Source organism: Streptomyces sp. HUAS 31 (assembly GCF_028198125.1).
In the GTDB taxonomy this organism is placed as follows: Bacteria; Actinomycetota; Actinomycetes; order Streptomycetales; family Streptomycetaceae; genus Streptomyces; species Streptomyces chartreusis.
Genome location: NZ_CP116353.1, coordinates 8,833,172 through 8,848,766, shown reverse-complemented (window position 1 = coordinate 8,848,766; position 15,595 = coordinate 8,833,172). Strand labels below are relative to the sequence as shown.

17 protein-coding genes are annotated in these 15,595 nt (G+C 72.3%); 8 read left to right on the top strand and 9 right to left on the bottom strand.

What is annotated here, in order from left to right; all coding sequences use genetic code 11:
- Positions 1-18: 18 nt before the first annotated feature.
- From PGH47_RS38465 to PGH47_RS38455, 3 genes are read left to right on the top strand one after another with little or no spacing between them, the layout of a single operon-like run.
- Complete coding sequence (locus tag PGH47_RS38465; protein ID WP_271667293.1) at positions 19-492, top strand: MarR family winged helix-turn-helix transcriptional regulator; 474 nt, start codon at positions 19-21, stop codon at positions 490-492.
- The gene (locus PGH47_RS38460; RefSeq protein WP_271667292.1) at positions 489-959 is read left to right on the top strand and encodes a MarR family transcriptional regulator; all 471 of its coding nucleotides are present in this window, start codon (positions 489-491) and stop codon (positions 957-959) included. Before PGH47_RS38465 ends, PGH47_RS38460 begins: the two co-directional genes overlap by 4 nt.
- A gap of 49 nt (positions 960-1,008) precedes the next feature.
- Positions 1,009-1,356 carry a tetratricopeptide repeat protein gene (locus PGH47_RS38455; RefSeq protein ID WP_126896961.1) on the top strand — a complete coding sequence of 116 codons (348 nt, stop codon included), beginning with the start codon at positions 1,009-1,011 and terminating at the stop codon, positions 1,354-1,356.
- 74 nt (positions 1,357-1,430) lie between these two features.
- Here the strand turns inward: PGH47_RS38455 and PGH47_RS38450 are convergent, their stop codons facing one another.
- Positions 1,431-2,831, bottom strand: coding sequence for a PepSY-associated TM helix domain-containing protein (locus PGH47_RS38450; RefSeq protein ID WP_271667291.1), 1,401 nt, complete (start codon positions 2,829-2,831; stop codon positions 1,431-1,433).
- Positions 2,832-2,976: 145 nt separating this feature from the next.
- On the opposite strand from PGH47_RS38450, the gene PGH47_RS38445 reads away from it, so the two are divergent.
- Positions 2,977-3,624, top strand: a complete 648-nt coding sequence (locus tag PGH47_RS38445; RefSeq protein WP_271667290.1) for a peptide deformylase — start codon at positions 2,977-2,979, stop codon at positions 3,622-3,624.
- 24 nt (positions 3,625-3,648) lie between these two features.
- Here the strand turns inward: PGH47_RS38445 and PGH47_RS38440 are convergent, their stop codons facing one another.
- On the bottom strand, positions 3,649-5,082 hold the full coding sequence (locus tag PGH47_RS38440) for a dihydrolipoyl dehydrogenase family protein (protein ID WP_271667289.1): 1,434 nt from the start codon (positions 5,080-5,082) through the stop codon (positions 3,649-3,651).
- Positions 5,083-5,204: 122 nt separating this feature from the next.
- On the opposite strand from PGH47_RS38440, the gene trxA reads away from it, so the two are divergent.
- Positions 5,205-5,591 (top strand): thioredoxin, encoded by a 387-nt coding sequence (gene trxA / locus PGH47_RS38435; RefSeq protein WP_271667288.1) that lies wholly within the window; start codon positions 5,205-5,207, stop codon positions 5,589-5,591.
- Between the two features lie 60 nt (positions 5,592-5,651).
- Here the strand turns inward: trxA and PGH47_RS38430 are convergent, their stop codons facing one another.
- The 4 genes from PGH47_RS38430 to PGH47_RS38415 form a co-directional block, all read right to left on the bottom strand.
- On the bottom strand, positions 5,652-7,088 hold the full coding sequence (locus PGH47_RS38430; RefSeq protein WP_271667287.1) for a benzaldehyde dehydrogenase: 1,437 nt from the start codon (positions 7,086-7,088) through the stop codon (positions 5,652-5,654).
- A gap of 29 nt (positions 7,089-7,117) precedes the next feature.
- Positions 7,118-8,296, bottom strand: coding sequence for a 4-hydroxybenzoate 3-monooxygenase (locus PGH47_RS38425; protein ID WP_271667286.1), 1,179 nt, complete (start codon positions 8,294-8,296; stop codon positions 7,118-7,120).
- Between the two features lie 99 nt (positions 8,297-8,395).
- Positions 8,396-9,430, bottom strand: coding sequence for a LacI family DNA-binding transcriptional regulator (locus PGH47_RS38420; RefSeq protein WP_376060679.1), 1,035 nt, complete (start codon positions 9,428-9,430; stop codon positions 8,396-8,398).
- A 91-nt stretch (positions 9,431-9,521) separates the two neighbouring features.
- Positions 9,522-10,196 (bottom strand): TetR/AcrR family transcriptional regulator, encoded by a 675-nt coding sequence (locus tag PGH47_RS38415; RefSeq protein WP_271667284.1) that lies wholly within the window; start codon positions 10,194-10,196, stop codon positions 9,522-9,524.
- A gap of 100 nt (positions 10,197-10,296) precedes the next feature.
- Between PGH47_RS38415 and PGH47_RS38410 the strand changes: the two genes are divergently transcribed.
- Positions 10,297-10,860: an NAD(P)H-dependent oxidoreductase gene (locus PGH47_RS38410; protein ID WP_030960260.1), complete on the top strand. Its 564-nt coding sequence runs from the start codon at positions 10,297-10,299 to the stop codon at positions 10,858-10,860.
- A gap of 57 nt (positions 10,861-10,917) precedes the next feature.
- Here the strand turns inward: PGH47_RS38410 and PGH47_RS38405 are convergent, their stop codons facing one another.
- On the bottom strand, positions 10,918-11,820 hold the full coding sequence (locus PGH47_RS38405) for a LysR family transcriptional regulator (protein ID WP_271667283.1): 903 nt from the start codon (positions 11,818-11,820) through the stop codon (positions 10,918-10,920).
- Between the two features lie 117 nt (positions 11,821-11,937).
- On the opposite strand from PGH47_RS38405, the gene PGH47_RS38400 reads away from it, so the two are divergent.
- Complete coding sequence (locus PGH47_RS38400; RefSeq protein ID WP_271667282.1) at positions 11,938-12,165, top strand: hypothetical protein; 228 nt, start codon at positions 11,938-11,940, stop codon at positions 12,163-12,165.
- 10 nt (positions 12,166-12,175) lie between these two features.
- Here PGH47_RS38400 and PGH47_RS38395 read toward each other — a convergent pair whose 3' ends face one another.
- On the bottom strand, positions 12,176-13,057 hold the full coding sequence (locus PGH47_RS38395; RefSeq protein WP_271667281.1) for an LLM class F420-dependent oxidoreductase: 882 nt from the start codon (positions 13,055-13,057) through the stop codon (positions 12,176-12,178).
- A gap of 68 nt (positions 13,058-13,125) precedes the next feature.
- Positions 13,126-14,106: an ArsR/SmtB family transcription factor gene (locus tag PGH47_RS38390; RefSeq protein WP_271667280.1), complete on the bottom strand. Its 981-nt coding sequence runs from the start codon at positions 14,104-14,106 to the stop codon at positions 13,126-13,128.
- A gap of 56 nt (positions 14,107-14,162) precedes the next feature.
- Between PGH47_RS38390 and PGH47_RS38385 the strand changes: the two genes are divergently transcribed.
- A complete protein-coding gene (locus tag PGH47_RS38385) occupies positions 14,163-15,392 on the top strand; it encodes an MFS transporter (RefSeq protein WP_271667279.1) in 1,230 nt (409 codons plus the stop codon).
- Positions 15,393-15,595 lie beyond the last annotated feature (203 nt).

The window sequence follows — 15,595 nt, the reverse complement described above, 5'->3', positions numbered from 1 at the left end:
CCATGTACTTTATTCGTCATGAGCAAGGCTTCCGAGAACGTCTCACCCGGGTTCCTGGTGTGGCGCCTGTCCACGAAGTGGCGGGTCGCGGTCGACCGGGCCGTCACCCCACTGGGGCTCACCCACGCGCAGTACGCGCTGGTGGCCTCGCTGTACGGCATGCAGCGCCACGGAGAGCGCCCCAGTCAGCGGCGCCTCGCCGACCACACCGGCCTGGAACCGCTGTACGTCTCAAAGCTGGCGCGATCCCTGGAATCGGCCGGCCTCCTCGAACGCTCCCGGGACCCCCGCGACCCGCGCGCCGTACAGCTGGCGCTGACCGAACAAGGGCAGGAGCGGACCCGGCAGGCGATCGAGGTCGTCCAGGGGCTCCTGCAACAGCTGCTGGCACCGCTCGGCGGGCTGGACAGCGCACGCACGCGGGAGTTCACCCGCGAGTTGACGACCCTGCTCGACGTACCCCTTGACCCGTCCGACAAGGAGCAGTCATGACCACCACCACTCCCCCGGTCGCCCCTCTGGTCGACCCGCGGGTCATAGCCCTGGCCCACTACGCCGGCCGCGCGCTGCTCGAGAACGTGCTGGCGCGCCACGGATCGACCTTCCAGCAGTCCGTCACGCTCCGACTCGTCGCCGTGGCCGAGGGGCCGGTCGAGCGTGGCGCCCTGGTCGAGGGCGTCGTCGGCGCGCTGAAGATCGACGCGGCGGAGGCCCACTCCGTCGTCGACGAGCTGATCGCGGCTGGGCTGCTGGCCGCCGAGGAGCCGTCCGCGGTTCGGATCACGGACGCCGGACGGGAGCGCTGGGCGAGCACGTCCGCCGCGACCGCCCCCATCACCGCCCGTGTCTACGACGGCATCCCGAAGGAGGACCTGGCCGTCGCCGGACGGGTGCTGACCCTCATCACCCAGCGCGCCGACGCCGAGTTCGCCGCCATGACAGCCCCTGCCACCAAGTAGTGGAATATTGAACCACTGGCCTTCGTTGAGCGCGACGAAGGAGGTCAGAGTGGAGACGATGTACTACGACCACGGAACACCGGCCGAGCGCTGGGAGCGCGCGCAGCTGTTCTTCGACGCCAAGGACTACGCGGGTGCCGCGCGGGTCCTCGGCACGCTGGTCGAGGAGGTGCCGGAGCAGACGGGTCCGCGGCTGCTGCTGGCGCGCGCCTACTACCACTCGGCCCAACTGCGGCGCGCGGAGGCCGAGTTGCGCGTGATCGTCGAGCGCGACCCCGTCGAGCAGTACGCCCGGCTGATGCTGGGCCGCACCCTGCAGCGTCAGGGACGCGACGAGGAGGCGGAGCCGCACATGCGCCTCGCTTCCGCGCTGACGGGCGACTTCGAGCAGTTCTGATCGGCGAGGGCCGAACAGGCGACGCAAGGGGCCCGGTTCCTCCTGGAACCGGGCCCCTTCTCCGTGCCTTCGGGCTAGCTCACGTCTGCCGGAGTCCGCTTGCCCCGCCGATGGGAGACCTCGCCGAGCACGACGTCCACGGCGATGAAGGCCGCCAGCGAGATGCCGAGCAGCGGCACGAAGTAGCCGATCACTGCGACGACCGCCACCAGCGGGACCAGGATCTGCGGTGGCACCTGCTGCCAGGCGCCGCGCGGGATGGGCCGGCCGAAGGCGGAGTCGCGGCCGCGCTGCCACCACATGCGGTAGCCCCACACGATCAGCAGGATCAGGGAGAGCGTGAGCGCCATCAGGAGGATCTGGTTGACCAGGCCGAACAGGACTCCGGTGTGCAGGTCGATGCCCCAGCGGGTCAGCTTGGCGAGCACCGGGTAGTCGGCGAACCGCAGCACGTCGGTCACCTCACCGGTCGCCGGGTCGATCGCGACCGTGTCCCCCTTGGTCGGCCAGCTGCGCTGCACCTGCTTCACGACGTACGCGGAGGAGGCGTCCGCGGGTGGCACGATCTCGACCGGATCGCCCAGACCTTCGGCGCGCGCGGCGGACAGTACCTTGTCGAGGCCGACGCCGTGGTCGCCGCTCCCGCCCTCGCCCGCGGCGCCGCCGTGCCCACCGTGCTCGCCGCCCGCGGAGGCCGAGATGGACGGGGTGGCCTGGCGGAGCGAGGTGCGCAGCTCGTCGATGTTGGCGCCCGCGTACGTCGACCAGGTCAGGCCCGTCGCCGAGAGGAAGACGAAGCCGAGCGCGGCCCATACGCCGACGGTGCCGTGCAGTCCGAGCGTGCGGCGACGGCCGCTGGTGCCGCGCACCTTGCGCAGGGCGCGACGGCGGGAGAACCACAGCACCAGGCCGCCGGCCGCGATCACCCACAGCCAGCTGGCCGCCAACTCGCTGTAGAGACGGCCGGTTTCACCGAGGTGGAGGTCGCGGTGGAACTCGTCGATCCAGGTGCGCAGTGGCAACGCGCCGGTCGAGCCGTACTGTTCGAGGGCGCCGCGCACCTCGGCGGTGTACGGGTCGACGAACACGGCCAGCGCGTGGTCGGCGTCGATGCCCTCGACCCCCGACAGCATGACCCGGGTGGACTCGTCGTCGGCCGGGGAGGGCCGTACCGCGGAGATCGTGCCCTCGGGGTGGGCCTTGCGTGCGGCGGCGACCTGCTCGGATATCGGCAGCTTCGTGTCGCCGACCGGGACGGTCATCTCGTGGGAGTAGACGAGCTTCTCGGCCTGGAAGGCCCCGGCGTACAGGAATCCGGTGGTCGCGGCGACGAGGAGGAACGGCGCGACGAGAATTCCGGCGTAGAAGTGCAGACGCAGGATCAGCGGGCGCAGCGGTGCCCATCTGCGGGGCGACGACGCCGGGGCGTCGGGTGGGGACGCCTCCGCCTCGGTGGTGGTGGGAGCGGTCGACATCGGCGGCTTCTCCGGGGAGTGGGGAGTTTCTCTGCTGTGGCGGTCCAGTAGTCGGAGCGCGGGACCGCCGAGTTCCCGGCACCTCAAGTGACGTACGCCACAAGGAAGTCCACCCGTCGCGCGGGCGCCGTGGCATTCTGGCGCGATGGCACTTCCGAACCATCGCGCACCGCTCGCCGAGCAGGTCGAGCAACTCCTGGCCACCGAGGGCCCGTTGCCCATCGTGGCGGCCGGCGATCCCGTGCTACGGCGCCCCGCCGAGCGCTTCGACGGTCAGCTGGACCCCGCGCTGCTGGCCCGCTTCGTGGAGGCCCTGCGGATCACCATGCACGCGGCGCCCGGCGTCGGCGTCGCCGCGCCGCAGGTGGGCGTGTCGCTGCGGATCGCGGTGATCGAGGATCCGGCGCCGGTGCCGGAGGAGGTACGACTGCTGCGCGGGCGGGTGCCGCAGCCGTTCCGGGTGCTGGTGAACCCGTCGTACGAAGGAGTGGGCGAGGGCCGTGCCGCGTTCTTCGAGGGCTGTCTGAGCGTCCCGGGCTATCAGGCGGTGGTGGCGCGGCCCGCCGATGTGCGGCTGACCTGCGAGGACGAGCACGGGCACGCCGTCGACGAGGTGTTCTCGGGGTGGCCCGCCCGCATCGTGCAGCACGAGACGGACCACCTCGACGGTGTGCTCTATCTGGACCGGGCCGAACTTCGCTCCCTGTCGTCCAATCAGGCGATGGCGGAGTACTGGGCCCAGCCGGCTCCGGACGGGGCGGCCAGGGCCCTCGGCTTCACGCTGCCGGAGTGAGCCCCGGCCGGCTCGGCGGGCGCGTCAGTTGTCGCGGTACGACTCCAGCAGCCGCAGCCACACCTCGCTGATCGTCGGATACGAGGGGACCGCGTGCCAGAGCCTGCTGATCGGCACCTGGCCGGCGACCGCGATCGTCGCCGAGTGGATGAGCTCGCCGACGCCGGGACCGACGAAGGTCACGCCGAGCAGGATCTCCCGCTCCAGGTCGACGACCATGCGGGCGCGGCCGCGGTAGTCGTCGCCGTACAGCGAGGCGCCCGCGACCGAGCCGAGGTCGTAGTCGACGGCGCGCACCCGGTGCCCGGCCTGCTCCGCCTCCGCCAGGGACAGGCCGACGGCGGCGGCCTCCGGGTCGGTGAAGACGACCTGGGGGACCGCGGAGTGGTCGGCGGTGGCGGCGTGGGCGCTCCACGGGTCAGAGTCGAGCAGGGACACGCCGGAGGCACGGGCGGCGATGGCCGCGCCGGCGATACGGGCCTGGTACTTGCCCTGGTGGGTGAGCAGCGCGCGGTGGTTCACGTCGCCGACCGCGTACAGCCAATCGCTGCCGGTGACGCGCAGGCTGTCGTCGACCTCCAGCCAGGAGCCGGGTGCCAGGCCGATCGTGTCCAGGCCGATGTCGTCGGTGCGCGGGGCGCGGCCGGTGGCGAAGAGGATCTCGTCGGCCTCGATGCGGTCGCCGCTGTCGGTGACGGCCACGACGGTGCCGTTCTCCCTGGTCACCGAGGTGACCGAGGTGCCGGTGCGAACGTCCACGCCCGCCTCGGTGAGCGCCTCGGCGACCATTTCACCGGCGAAGGGCTCCATACGGTTCAGCAGGCCCTTGCCACGCACGAGGAGCGTGACCTTGGAACCGAGGGCGTGCCAGGCCGTGGCCATCTCGGTGGCGACCACTCCCCCACCGATCACGATGAGCCGGCCGGGCACGGTCTGCGAACTGGTGGCCTCGCGGCTGGTCCAGGGCTTGATGTCGGCGAGTCCCGGCAGGTCGGGCAGGACGGCCCGGCTGCCGGTGGACACGGCGACGGCGTGCCGGGCGGTCAGGACGTGCCGGGCGCCGTCCGCGCCGGTCACCTCCACCGTCCGGGGTCCGGCGAGGCGGCCGTGGCCACGGTAGAAGTCGGCGCCGATACCGCTCAGCCACCGGACCTGACCGTCGTCGTTCCAGTCCCCGGTGAATCCGTTGCGCCGGGCGAGGACAGCGGCCGCGTCGAGCGGGCCCTGCACGGCCTGGGAGAGGCCCGGGAGGCGGCGGGCGTCGGCCTGGGCGAGGCCGGGGCGCAGGAGGGCCTTGCTGGGCATGCAGGCCCAGTACGAGCATTCGCCGCCGACGAGCTCGCTCTCCACGACCGCGGTGGACAGACCGGCCGCACGGGTGCGGTCCGCGATGTTCTCCCCCACAGGCCCTGCACCGAGCACCACGACGTCGTAAGCGATGGAATCCGTTTCCGTCATGGGGTCAGTCTTACGGGTGGTGTGCGGCGTGGCCACACGGGTACGCGCGCGGAATACGTGACCGTACGGTCGTGTTGTCGCCGACGGCTTCGCCCCCGACACCAGGAAGAGGGAAATTCGCCATGAGCAGCACCGTGGAGCTCACCAAGGAGAACTTCGACGAGACGGTCACGGACAACGAGTTCGTGCTGATCGACTTCTGGGCGTCCTGGTGCGGGCCCTGCCGTCAGTTCGCCCCCGTGTACGAGAAGGCGGCCGAGGAGAACCCGGACCTTGTGTTCGGCAAGGTCGACACCGAGGCGCAGCCCGAGCTGGCCGCCGCCTTCGGTATCCAGTCGATCCCGACGCTGATGATCGTGCGTGATCGTGTCGCCGTGTTCGCGCAGCCGGGTGCCCTGCCCGAGGCCGCCCTCACGGACGTCATCGGGCAGGCCCGCAAGCTCGACATGGACGAGGTCCGCCAGGCCGTCGCCGCCCAGCAGGCGCAGGCGGAGCAGGACGGCCAGTAGGAACGGCGGGAACCGGATCCGGCGGGCGGCCTCCAGGGGCCGGGCCCAGAAGGGCTACGGCTAGAAGGGGTACGGCGCCACGTCACCGCGCACCGTCGTCCAGCGCACGTCGGTGAACGCCTCCAGGTTGGCCTCGCCGCCGAACCGGGCGCCGGTCCCGGAGGCGGCGACGCCTCCGAAGGGGGCGACGGCTTCGTCGTTCACGGTCTGGTCGTTGATGTGCACGATGCCGGTCGGAATCCGTTCGGCCAGGTCGAGGCCCCGGGCGGTGTCCCGGGTGACGATGCCAAGAGAGAGGCCGTAGGCACTCGCCGCCGCGAGGGCCGCGGCCTCGTCGGCTGTCGCGAAGGAACGGACCGGCGCGACCGGACCGAAGACCTCCTCGGCGTACGCGGGGCTCTCGTCGTCCGTCCCGGCGAGCACGGTCGGCCGGTAGAAGAGCTGCTCGTGGGTGCCGCCCGCGGCCAGCTTGGCGCCCCGTGAGGTGCTGGCCTCGACCAGGCCGTGCACCTTGTTCAGCTGGCCGGAGTCGATGAGCGGGCCGAGGTGGACCTCGGCGCGGTGCGGGTCGCCGACGGCGAGGGCGTCCGCCTTGGCGGCGAGCCGCTCGACGTACTCCTCGTACAGCGACCGGTGGACGAGATGGCGGCCGGTCGTCATGCAGATCTGGCCCTGGTGGAAGAAGGAGCCCCAGGCGGCGGTGGAGATCACGGCGTCGAGGTCGGCGTCCTCCAGCACGATCAGGGCCGAGTTGCCGCCGAGTTCCAGGTGTGCGCGCTTGAGGTGGCGTCCGGCGGCCTCTCCGACGGCACGGCCCGCGGCCGTGGAGCCGGTGAAGGAGATGACCGGCACGTACGGGTCCGCGACCAGCGCCTGGCCCGCCTCCGCGCCGCCCGGCAGCACATGCAGCAGCCCCTCCGGCAGGCCGGCCTCCGCGAAGACCGCGGCGAGCGACAGGCCGCCGCAGATCGCCGTGCGCGGGTCCGGCTTCAGGACCACGGCGTTGCCGAGCGCGAGGGCCGGGGCTACGGAGCGGATGGAGAGGATCAGCGGCGCGTTGAACGGCGCGATCACGCCGACGACGCCGACGGGGACCCGGCGCGTGTACGACAGCCGGGGTGCCTCGCTGGGCAGGACCTGTCCAGCCGGGCGGGAGGCGAGGGCGGCGGCCTCGTAGCACTCCTGGGCGGCGACGTGCAGCTCGAAGTCGGCCTTGCCGGGGATGGAGCCGGACTCCCGGACGAGCCATCCGCGCAGTTCGTCTGCGTGCGCCGTGAACAGGTCGCCGGCCTTGCGCAGTACCGCGGCCCGGACGAAGTGCGGGGCGCGGGCCCATTCCGTCTGTGCGGCTCGGCCGGCCTGAGCCGCCGTGCCGACGTCCTCGGCGGTGGCCAGGTTGACGGTGCCGAGCCTGTCGCCCGTGGCGGGCTCGGTGACGGCGTACTCGCCTCCCGACAGGGAGGGGGACTGCCAGGTGCTGGGGTCGAGCAACGGCATGGCGACTCTCCGTTCGATCACCGGCGGACTCACAACGGGAGCGGAAGTCCCGAGTAGTTCACCGCCAGTTCGGCGGCGGCGTGGCGGGATGCGGTGATCCGGCGCAGACGTGCGAGCTGCATCCGGTGGTCGAACGCGTCCCCATCTGGTTGAGCGTGCAACATCCTGGTCATGTCGTCCGAGAACCGGGTGGCCTGCCACACCCGTTGGAGGCACAACTCCGAGTATCTGTCGAGGAGTTGTGTGTCCCCTGTGCGGTGCAGCTCGATGAGGGCGCGGGCCAGCACCCGCACGTCGGACACGGCGAGGTTGAGGCCCTTGGCGCCCGTCGGCGGGACGATGTGCGCGGCGTCCCCGGCGAGCAGCAGGCGGCCGTGCCGCATCGGTTCGTGGACGTAACTGCGCATCGAGGTCACCGACTTGGCGGTGATGGGTCCGCGCTCCAGGGTCCAGTCGCCGTCGATCGCGAAGCGGGCGGCGAGCTCGTCCCAGACGCGCTCGTCGGGCCAGTCGTCGGGGGCGGTGCCGTTGGGGACCTGGAGGTAGAGCCGGGAGACGGACGGCGAACGCATGCTGTGCAGCGCGAAGCCGCGGTCACCGCGCGCGTAGATCAACTCGTCGCCGGACGGGGCCACTTCGGCCATGATGCCGAGCCAGGAGTACGGGTACTCGTGCGCGTACGAGCGGCAGATTCCGGCCGGGAAGACGTCGCGGGCGATTCCGTGGAAGCCGTCGCAGCCGGCGATCCAGTCGCAGGTCAAGGTGTGCTCGCGACCCTCGTGCACGAACCGCACGGCGGGCGTGGCGCTCTCCGGTTCCTCGACGGCGAGCGCCTCGGCCTCGAACAACAGCGGTGGCCCGTCGGCGAGTTGCAGGGCGACGAGGTCCTTCACGATCTCGGTCTGCGCGTAGATCGTCACCGTACGGCCGCCGGTCAGGGCCGGGAAGTCGATGTGGTGGCGTTCCCGGTCGAAGCGCAGCTCGATGCCCTGGTGCACCAGGCCCTCGGCCGTCAGCCGCTCGGCGGCGCCGGCCTCGCGCAGCGCGTCGACCGTGCCCTGCTCCAGCATGCCGGCCCGCTGGCGTGCCTCGACGTACTCGCGGGTCCTGGCCTCCAGGACCACGCAGTCGATGCCCGCGCGGTGCAGCAGCCGGGCCAGGAGCAGCCCGGCGGGGCCACCGCCGATGATGCCGACCGTCGTGCGCATTCCACGCCTCCCTGAGTTCGACGGTACGTCGGCCGGGCCGGTCAGGGCCTGCTGGAGACCGGGGCGCGGGCGGGATGCCCCGGCGGGGGCCCTGCGGCCTCAGCTGGACTCGCGGTGCACCACCGTCGCCCCCAGCACCTTGTGCGTCCCGGGCGCGGTGCCGGGGTTGCGCACCGCGCGGTCGACCAGCTCCGCGAGGTCCCGGCCGGACGGCAGCTCGATGTGGACGGTGCTCAGCCTAGGCCGCAGCAGCCGGCCGAGCATCAGGTCGTCGGCGCCGATGACGGCGGTGTCGGCGGGGACGCGGACGCCCTCGTCCTGGAGGGCGCGCGTCAGCAGCATCGCGTACTCGTCGTTGTAGGCGAACACGGCGTCCAGGCCCAGGTCGCGCCAGCGGGCGGCGAGCCGTGCCGCGGACTCCTCCTCGTAGGCGAGGGGCAGCTCGGTGAGGGTGGCGTCGGTGCCGTACAGGGCGCGGCGCACGCCTTGCAGGCGGGGCGCCGAGAAGGACTCCAGGCCCTCCTCCTCGGGCACGACGACACCGATACGGCGCCTGCCGCGGTCGTAGAGATGACGGGCCGCGCAGTGGCCGACGGCCTCGTAGTCCATGAGCAGGGCGTGCGCCCCGTCGACGGACTCGGGGCCGAGGGTGACCACGGCCCGGGCGCCGGAGCGCTTGAGGACCGTCACGCCCTTCGGGCCGAGGCCGGCGCCCGACACCAGCACGGCGACGGGGCGCAGCTCGGCCCAGGCGCGGGCGGCCTCGTCGCCGTGCAGGCCGACGCTGCCGTGCTGGACGACGGTGTAGTCGAGGCGGCCGAGGGCCAGCTGGAGGTCGCTGAGGAAGCGGCTGTACAGGGAACCGACGGTGAAGCTGGGTGCGGGCATCAGGACCATGCGGCTGTGCCCGGCGCGCAGGCTGCGGGCGGCGGCGTGCGGGACGTAGCCGAGTTCCTTGGCGGCCTCGTGGACGCGGCGGCGGGTGGGCTCGCTGATGCGGACGGCACTGGTGTTGTTGAGGACGTAGGAGACGGTCGCGCGCGAGACGCCGGCCAGGCGGGCCACATCGGCGCTCGTGGGTACCGAGCGCTGTGCGGGGGAAGCGGGCGCGGGCGTTTTCGGTATCTGCACCATGACGTACGGCATCTTTGCAGAACCTGTGCGCACGGTTCCGATTAGGGTCCGTAGCCGCCCTGTTGATGTGTTCCGGGGACCCCCGGAACGTTCACACCTGTGTGCCTGTCACCCGGTCCACGAGGTCGAGCCAGCCCGTCTCCAGCCGGTCCATGGACATACCGCACTGCCTGGTCAGGTGGTGTATCAGGGCGGGGTCGAGATAGGCCAGGAGGGTCTGGGCGAGGAGGTCGCAGTCGGCCTCCGGCTGTATCTGCCGCAGCAGCACCGTGACGTGGGTGTGCAGTGCCGTGACCGAGGGGTGGCTGAACCGGCGGGTCGGCTCGGGCTGGGCCGCCAGTTGCAGGTCCAGCTGCTCCGCAGAGCGGTACAGCACCGCCACGCCGAACGCGCGCAGCCGGTCGACCGGGGGTGCCCCGGGGCCCAGCGGCGGTGGTCCGCCCAGGAAGTCACCCTGGAGCTTGCGCGCGGAGTGGTCCAGCAGCGCCGTCAGCAGGCCCGTGCGATCCCCGAAGCGGCGGAAGACGGTCCCCTTGCCCACGCCGGCCGCGGCCGCCACCGCCTCCATGGTGACCCCTGCCGCGCCGTGCTCGGCGATCAGCTCGGAGGCGGCCTCCAGCAGCCGGGCGCGATTGCGGGCCGCGTCGGCGCGCAGGCAGGGCTCGTCGGCGGCGGAACCGACCTCCAGCAACCGAGGTGTGCCGTCGGGCTCCTCGGGCTTCGGGAAGGGGGGCAGGGCGGCGGACATGAAGCCAGCGTAAAGCATCGGGAATGAAACTGGACCGCGGTCCGCTTAGGATGCTAGAAACGTAAGCGGACCTCGGTCCGGTTTCGTAACGGCAGTGTTTCATCCCCCTGGAGTTCGCATGTCTGTTCGCATCCTCGCGCTCGTCGGCAGCCTTCGCGCCGGTTCGCACAACCGTCAGCTGGCCGAGGCGGCCGTCAAGCTCGCTCCCGAGGGCGCCGAGGTCGTGCTCTTCGAGGGCCTCGCCGACATCCCCTTCTACAACGAGGACATCGACGTCGAGGGCGGTGTCCCGGCCGCCGCCGCGAAGCTGCGTGAGGCCGCGCAGGCGTCCGACGCGTTCCTGCTCTTCTCCCCCGAGTACAACGGCACGATCCCGGCCGTCCTGAAGAACGCCATCGACTGGCTGTCCCGCCCCTACGGCTCCGGCGCCTTCGGCGGCAAGCCCGTCGCGGTGGTCGGCACCGCCTTCGGCCAGTTCGGTGGCGTGTGGGCGCAGGACGAGACCCGCAAGGCCGTGGGCATCGCCGGCGGCAAGGTGCTCGAGGACGTCAAGCTCTCCATCCCCGGCTCGGTGACGCGCTTCGCCGAGACCCACCCGGCCGACGACGCCGAGGTCGCCGCGCAGCTGACCGAGGTCATCGCGCGCGTTCACGGCCACGCGGGCGAGGCGGTCGCCGCCTGACCCCACCACGGGTGGCCACGAAGGGCCGGAGCCTCACGCTCCGGCCCTTTCCCGTGTCTAGGCCACCGCCTTCGGTGCCAGTTCGCGCAGTTCCGCCAGGGCCGCCGCCACCGCGGGACGGGCGTGCCCGCCGCCCCGGGTGCAGGTCAGGAGTTTGCGGTGCGGGTCGCCCGTGCAGCGGACCCGGGTGATCGGCAGGTGGGGCGTGAGCTGGGCGAGGCGCGGGACGAGAGCGACGCCGAGCCCGTGGGCGATGAGGTGGGCCATGACGTTCCAGTCCCTGGCGTGATGGACGATGTCCGGCGTGCCGGCCGCACCGCACGCCGACAGCACATGAGGCCGGCAGGGGCTGTCCGGCACCGGCGCGATCCAGTCCTCGCGCGCCGCCTCCGCGAGGTCGACGCGGTCCCGTCCGGCGAGCGGATGACCCTCCGGGACGACGAGGTCGAACGGGTCGTCCAGAAGCGGCTGTTGGTCGAACCGGTCATCGCTGAGGGGCGGGTTGAAGATCGTCGCCTCGACGACGGCCAGGTCGGCCTCCCCTTCGAAGAGCAGGTCGAAGCCGGTCGGCGCCTCCGCCTCCCGCATCCGGACGGTGAGCCGTGGGTGTCGTTCGCGCAGCCGGGCCGCCATGGGCGCGAGCAGCACCGACACGGCCACCGGGAATCCGCTCACGCGCAACAGCCCCGCCGGCGCGCCATGGTCGGCCCGCAGATCCAGCTCCGCCTGCTCCCAGCGCGCCTGGATCGCGTCGGCGTGCGCCAACAGGCTCTCGGCCGCCGAGGTGAGCCGCACCCCGCGGCCCTGCGGTTCCAGCAGGTCGACGCCCAGCTCCCGGGCCAGTTGCCGGATCTGCTGGGAGGCCGCGGACGTCGTGAAGTGCAGGGCGCCGGCGGCCGCGGTGACCGTGCCGTAGTGCGCCACGGCTCTGAGTACGTGCAGTCGGCGCAGGTCAATCATGAAGCCCACGCTTCAAGGTGAGGTCCAGAAAGTCAACCTGGACGTGTACGAAGGCTCACCGCACCCTTGATGGTGTCGCGACGGTCGATCAGCCATTCGAGGAGCGAGGAGTCCACCATGACCAGCACGACCGGCGCCGTCTGCCCGCACTGCGGATGGCCCGACGGCGCCGAGCCCTTCCGGATCATCTCCCGGCACAACACGGCGGCGGGCAGCACGATGTGGACGCGGTGCGGCTGCGGTTCGCTGCAGGTCCGGGTCGTCGACGCCCGCGGGATGCGGATCGTCTCCCGCAGCCGCCCCGCCGACGCGGACACCCCCCGGTCGAGCACACCGTGCGGGTAGCCGCCGGGGTTCAGTCGAGCCCGGCCAGCCGCTGTACGGCGGGAGCCGCGAAGTTCTCGATGAACGCCGCCGGCTCCCCCGTACGAGGGCCGAGGATCACCGTGTCGATGCCGAGCTCGGTGTAGCCCGCGATCTCGCGGGTGAAGGCGTCGAGGTCGCCCTTGATGGCGGCCTCGCCGGAGTAGACGACGGTCTTGCGGATCTCGTCGTAGTCGCGCCCCTCGCTGTCGCAGTGGCCGCGCAGCACGTCGAGCTTGTGCCGGACCTCCTCCGGCGAGGTCATGAACAGGTTGCACGCGTCGCCGTACCGGGCCACCAGCCGCAGCGTCTTCTTCTCCCCGCCTCCGCCGATCATGATCTCGGGGTGCGGGGTGCTGACCGGCGCCGGGATGCCGAGGGTCTCGGCGAGCCGGTAGTGCCTGCCCTCGAACGGGCCGTTCGTCGCCGGGTCCCACATCTGCAGGCAGATCCGCAGGGTCTCCTCCAGCCGCTCGAACCGCTCGGCGACCGGCGGGAACGGCACACCGAGGCCCGCGTGCTCCCGGTCGTACCAGGCGGCGCCGATGCCGAGCGTGGCGCGGCCGCCGGACAGCACGTCGAGCGTGGTGGCGATCTTGGCGAGCAGACCGGGGTGACGGTACGTCACACCGGTCACCAGCGCGCCGAGGCGGACCGTGGAGGTGTGCCCGGCGAGGAACCCGAGGGTCGTGTAGGCCTCCAGCATGGGATCCTCGGCGCGGTCGTTGAACTCCATCTGGAAGTAGTGGTCCATCACCGACAGCCAGCTCACGCCCGCCGCCTCGGCCGCGGCACCCGCGGCGGCGAGCTCGGCGCCGAGCGCGGGACCTCCTCCGGGATGGTCGAACCGGTTGATGTGCACGCCGACCCGCATGTCCTGTCTCCGTTCGCCCGGTTCCTGCCCCGTCCCTGACGACGCTAGGACTTGGAGCGCTCTCGAAGTCAAGCCCGGTCGGCCAACTGGTCGCCGAGTCCGGTGCGCCGGTAGAGCACATGCCGTCCGTCGCGGCTCCGGGTGACCAGCCCCGTCGCGTACAGCACCTTCAGATGCTGCGAGACCGCGCTGGGCGTCACACCGAGGCGGCGGGCGAGTTCGATCGTGGGCAGCGGTTCGGCGAGGAGGCGCAGGACGGTGGTGCGGGGTGCGCCGAGCAGGGCGGTGAGCGCGGAGACGTCGGGGTCGGGCCTCGGTTCCCAGAGGGTGGCGGCGCCCCGGCCGGGGTAGGCGAGCATCGGCGGTTCGTCGGCGCTGACCGGGGGTGCGGGTTTGTGGGCGAAGAGGGACGGCACCAGGCGCAGTCCGCGACCGGATCCGTCCACCTCGTGCCGGCCGATCATCTGCCCGACCCGCAGCACTCCGTCCCGCCAGCGCACATTGCGGTGCAGATCGGAGAAGAGGAGCTGGGCGCCGCCGGTGGCCAGCTGCCGGGCGCGGTGGGTGATGTCGGCCTCCAGTACCAGCCGCATCCTCGGCCAGTGCGGGGCGATGGCCGACTCCCAGTAACGCAGCAGCAGTTCGGACAGCTCCTCCAGCAGCTCCGTCACCGGACCGTCGCCGGGTGCGGTGCTCTGCCGCAGCGCGTCGGGCAGGGGGTGCGGGGCGTGGGTGGCGAGCAGGTCGCGCCGTACCAGTTCGGGTGGCGTCGCCCGTACGACGGCGAGCTGGTCCTCCAGGGCGGGCGCGAAGGTCGTCGGGCGCGGGGTGAGGAAGTCGGGCAGGACCAGGGTCTGTCCGACCAGGGCTCGCAGCAGCCGCGCGTCGGCGGGGTCGAGTCGGTCGAGCACCGCGCGGCGCCACGAGGTGTGCAGGGGGAAGAGGGCGGGGGCGCGAAGGGCTCGCAGGCTGCCCATGACCTCGCGCAGCGGCGAGATCGCGAACCGGGTGTCCGCGAGGTCGTCGACGTCGAGCAGGAAGCTGATCATTAAGCCCCGGGCTACATCCTTTGGCAACGGACCGTCGCCGACGTGGACTTCGGTACATGACGGATCTCAACCAACGGCAGACTACCTCCGCGGTCGCGCTGCTGGCCTTCGCCTGCGGGGTCGCCGTGGGCAATGTCTACTTCCCGCAGGCGCTCGGCCCGTTGGTGGCTTCCGGCCTCGGTGTCTCCCCCGACGCGGCGACCACGGTGGTGACGGCGACTCAGTTCGGCTACGCGGCAGGAATCTTCCTGCTCGTCCCGCTCGGGGACCGGCTGCGGCCCCGCCGGCTGCTCGTCACCCTGCTCACGGTGACCGGTGCCGGACTGCTCGCCGCGTCCACCGCGCAGACGCTGCTGCCGCTCGTCGCCGCGAGCGTCCTGGTCGGCACGGCGACGGTGATCGCCCCGCTCGCCGGCCCGCTGGCGGCCGGCTTGGTGCCCGCCGAACGGCAGGGCGTGGTCGGTGGCACCCTGCTCAGCGGCTGCCTCGCCGGCATGCTGCTGTCCCGCGCGCTCGGCGGCGCCCTCGGCGACTGGCTGGGCTGGCGGGCGCCGTACGTCGTCGCCGCCGTGCTCTCCCTCACGGTCGCCGTGCTGCTCGCCCGCACGCTGCCGTCGCCGGCGCCGTCCACCGCGGCGCCCTACCCGGCGCTGCTCGCCGCGCCGCTGCGCCTGCTGCGCACCGAACCCGAACTGCGCCGCTCGTGCCTGTACCAGGCCATGGTGTTCGCCGGGTTCTCCGCGGTGTGGACGGGCGTGGCGCTACTGCTCACCGGCCCGGTGTACGGCCTCGACGCGACGGCGGCCGGACTGCTGGCCCTGGTCAACGCGGCGACGATGGTGTGCACACCGGTCGCGGGACGACTCGTCGACCGCCACGGCCCGGACCGCGTCACCCTCGTGTGCCTGCTCATCGTCGGCGCGGCGGTGCCGGTCCTGGCCCTCGGCGGCCTCGGCGGCGTCGCCGGCCTGAGCGCGCTGGTCGTCGGCACGCTGCTGCTCGACGTCGGCATGCAGTCCGGCCAAGTGGCCAACCTGGTCCGGATCTACGGCCTCGGCGCTGATGTCCGCGCCCGGCTGAGCACCGCGTACATGACCTGCGCCTACCTCGGCGGCACCGCGGGCTCGTGGCTGGGGGCGCGTGCCTACGGCGACTTCGGGTGGCTCGGTGTCTGCGCGCTGGTCGCTGTGCTGACGGCAGTGGCGCTGGGACGCCATCTGCGCATACGGGTTCGGCCGTTGCCCGCTGCCGCCTCCTCGAAGCGCGCAGGCTGGTCACCGTCGTGACCGCGGCGGACCCGAGCGCTATGAAGCCCGGCGAGAAGGGGGTGCTGAGCGGGTCATGGCCTGGCAGGCTCCCGGTCACGGGTGTGCCACCCGCCGGACGGCGGGCAGCTTCCGCCGTCCGGCGGCCCCCGCGGGCGGGGTCGGTGCGCGGATGCTGACCACAGAGCCGCGAGGCACGCGAGTGCCCCCTGTGTGAGGAGTAG

Coding starts and splice junctions, on each gene's coding strand:
- PGH47_RS38465 (WP_271667293.1), top strand. CDS start 19: ATGAGCAAGGCTTCCGAGAACGTCTCACCCGGGTTCCTGGTGTGGCGC.
- PGH47_RS38460 (WP_271667292.1), top strand. CDS start 489: ATGACCACCACCACTCCCCCGGTCGCCCCTCTGGTCGACCCGCGGGTC.
- PGH47_RS38450 (WP_271667291.1), bottom strand. CDS start 2,831: ATGTCGACCGCTCCCACCACCACCGAGGCGGAGGCGTCCCCACCCGAC.
- PGH47_RS38445 (WP_271667290.1), top strand. CDS start 2,977: ATGGCACTTCCGAACCATCGCGCACCGCTCGCCGAGCAGGTCGAGCAA.
- PGH47_RS38440 (WP_271667289.1), bottom strand. CDS start 5,082: ATGACGGAAACGGATTCCATCGCTTACGACGTCGTGGTGCTCGGTGCA.
- trxA (WP_271667288.1), top strand. CDS start 5,205: ATGAGCAGCACCGTGGAGCTCACCAAGGAGAACTTCGACGAGACGGTC.
- PGH47_RS38430 (WP_271667287.1), bottom strand. CDS start 7,088: ATGCCGTTGCTCGACCCCAGCACCTGGCAGTCCCCCTCCCTGTCGGGA.
- PGH47_RS38425 (WP_271667286.1), bottom strand. CDS start 8,296: ATGCGCACGACGGTCGGCATCATCGGCGGTGGCCCCGCCGGGCTGCTC.
- PGH47_RS38420 (WP_376060679.1), bottom strand. CDS start 9,430: ATGGTGCAGATACCGAAAACGCCCGCGCCCGCTTCCCCCGCACAGCGC.
- PGH47_RS38415 (WP_271667284.1), bottom strand. CDS start 10,196: ATGCTTTACGCTGGCTTCATGTCCGCCGCCCTGCCCCCCTTCCCGAAG.
- PGH47_RS38410 (WP_030960260.1), top strand. CDS start 10,297: ATGTCTGTTCGCATCCTCGCGCTCGTCGGCAGCCTTCGCGCCGGTTCG.
- PGH47_RS38405 (WP_271667283.1), bottom strand. CDS start 11,820: ATGATTGACCTGCGCCGACTGCACGTACTCAGAGCCGTGGCGCACTAC.
- PGH47_RS38400 (WP_271667282.1), top strand. CDS start 11,938: ATGACCAGCACGACCGGCGCCGTCTGCCCGCACTGCGGATGGCCCGAC.
- PGH47_RS38395 (WP_271667281.1), bottom strand. CDS start 13,057: ATGCGGGTCGGCGTGCACATCAACCGGTTCGACCATCCCGGAGGAGGT.
- PGH47_RS38390 (WP_271667280.1), bottom strand. CDS start 14,106: ATGATCAGCTTCCTGCTCGACGTCGACGACCTCGCGGACACCCGGTTC.
- PGH47_RS38385 (WP_271667279.1), top strand. CDS start 14,163: ATGACGGATCTCAACCAACGGCAGACTACCTCCGCGGTCGCGCTGCTG.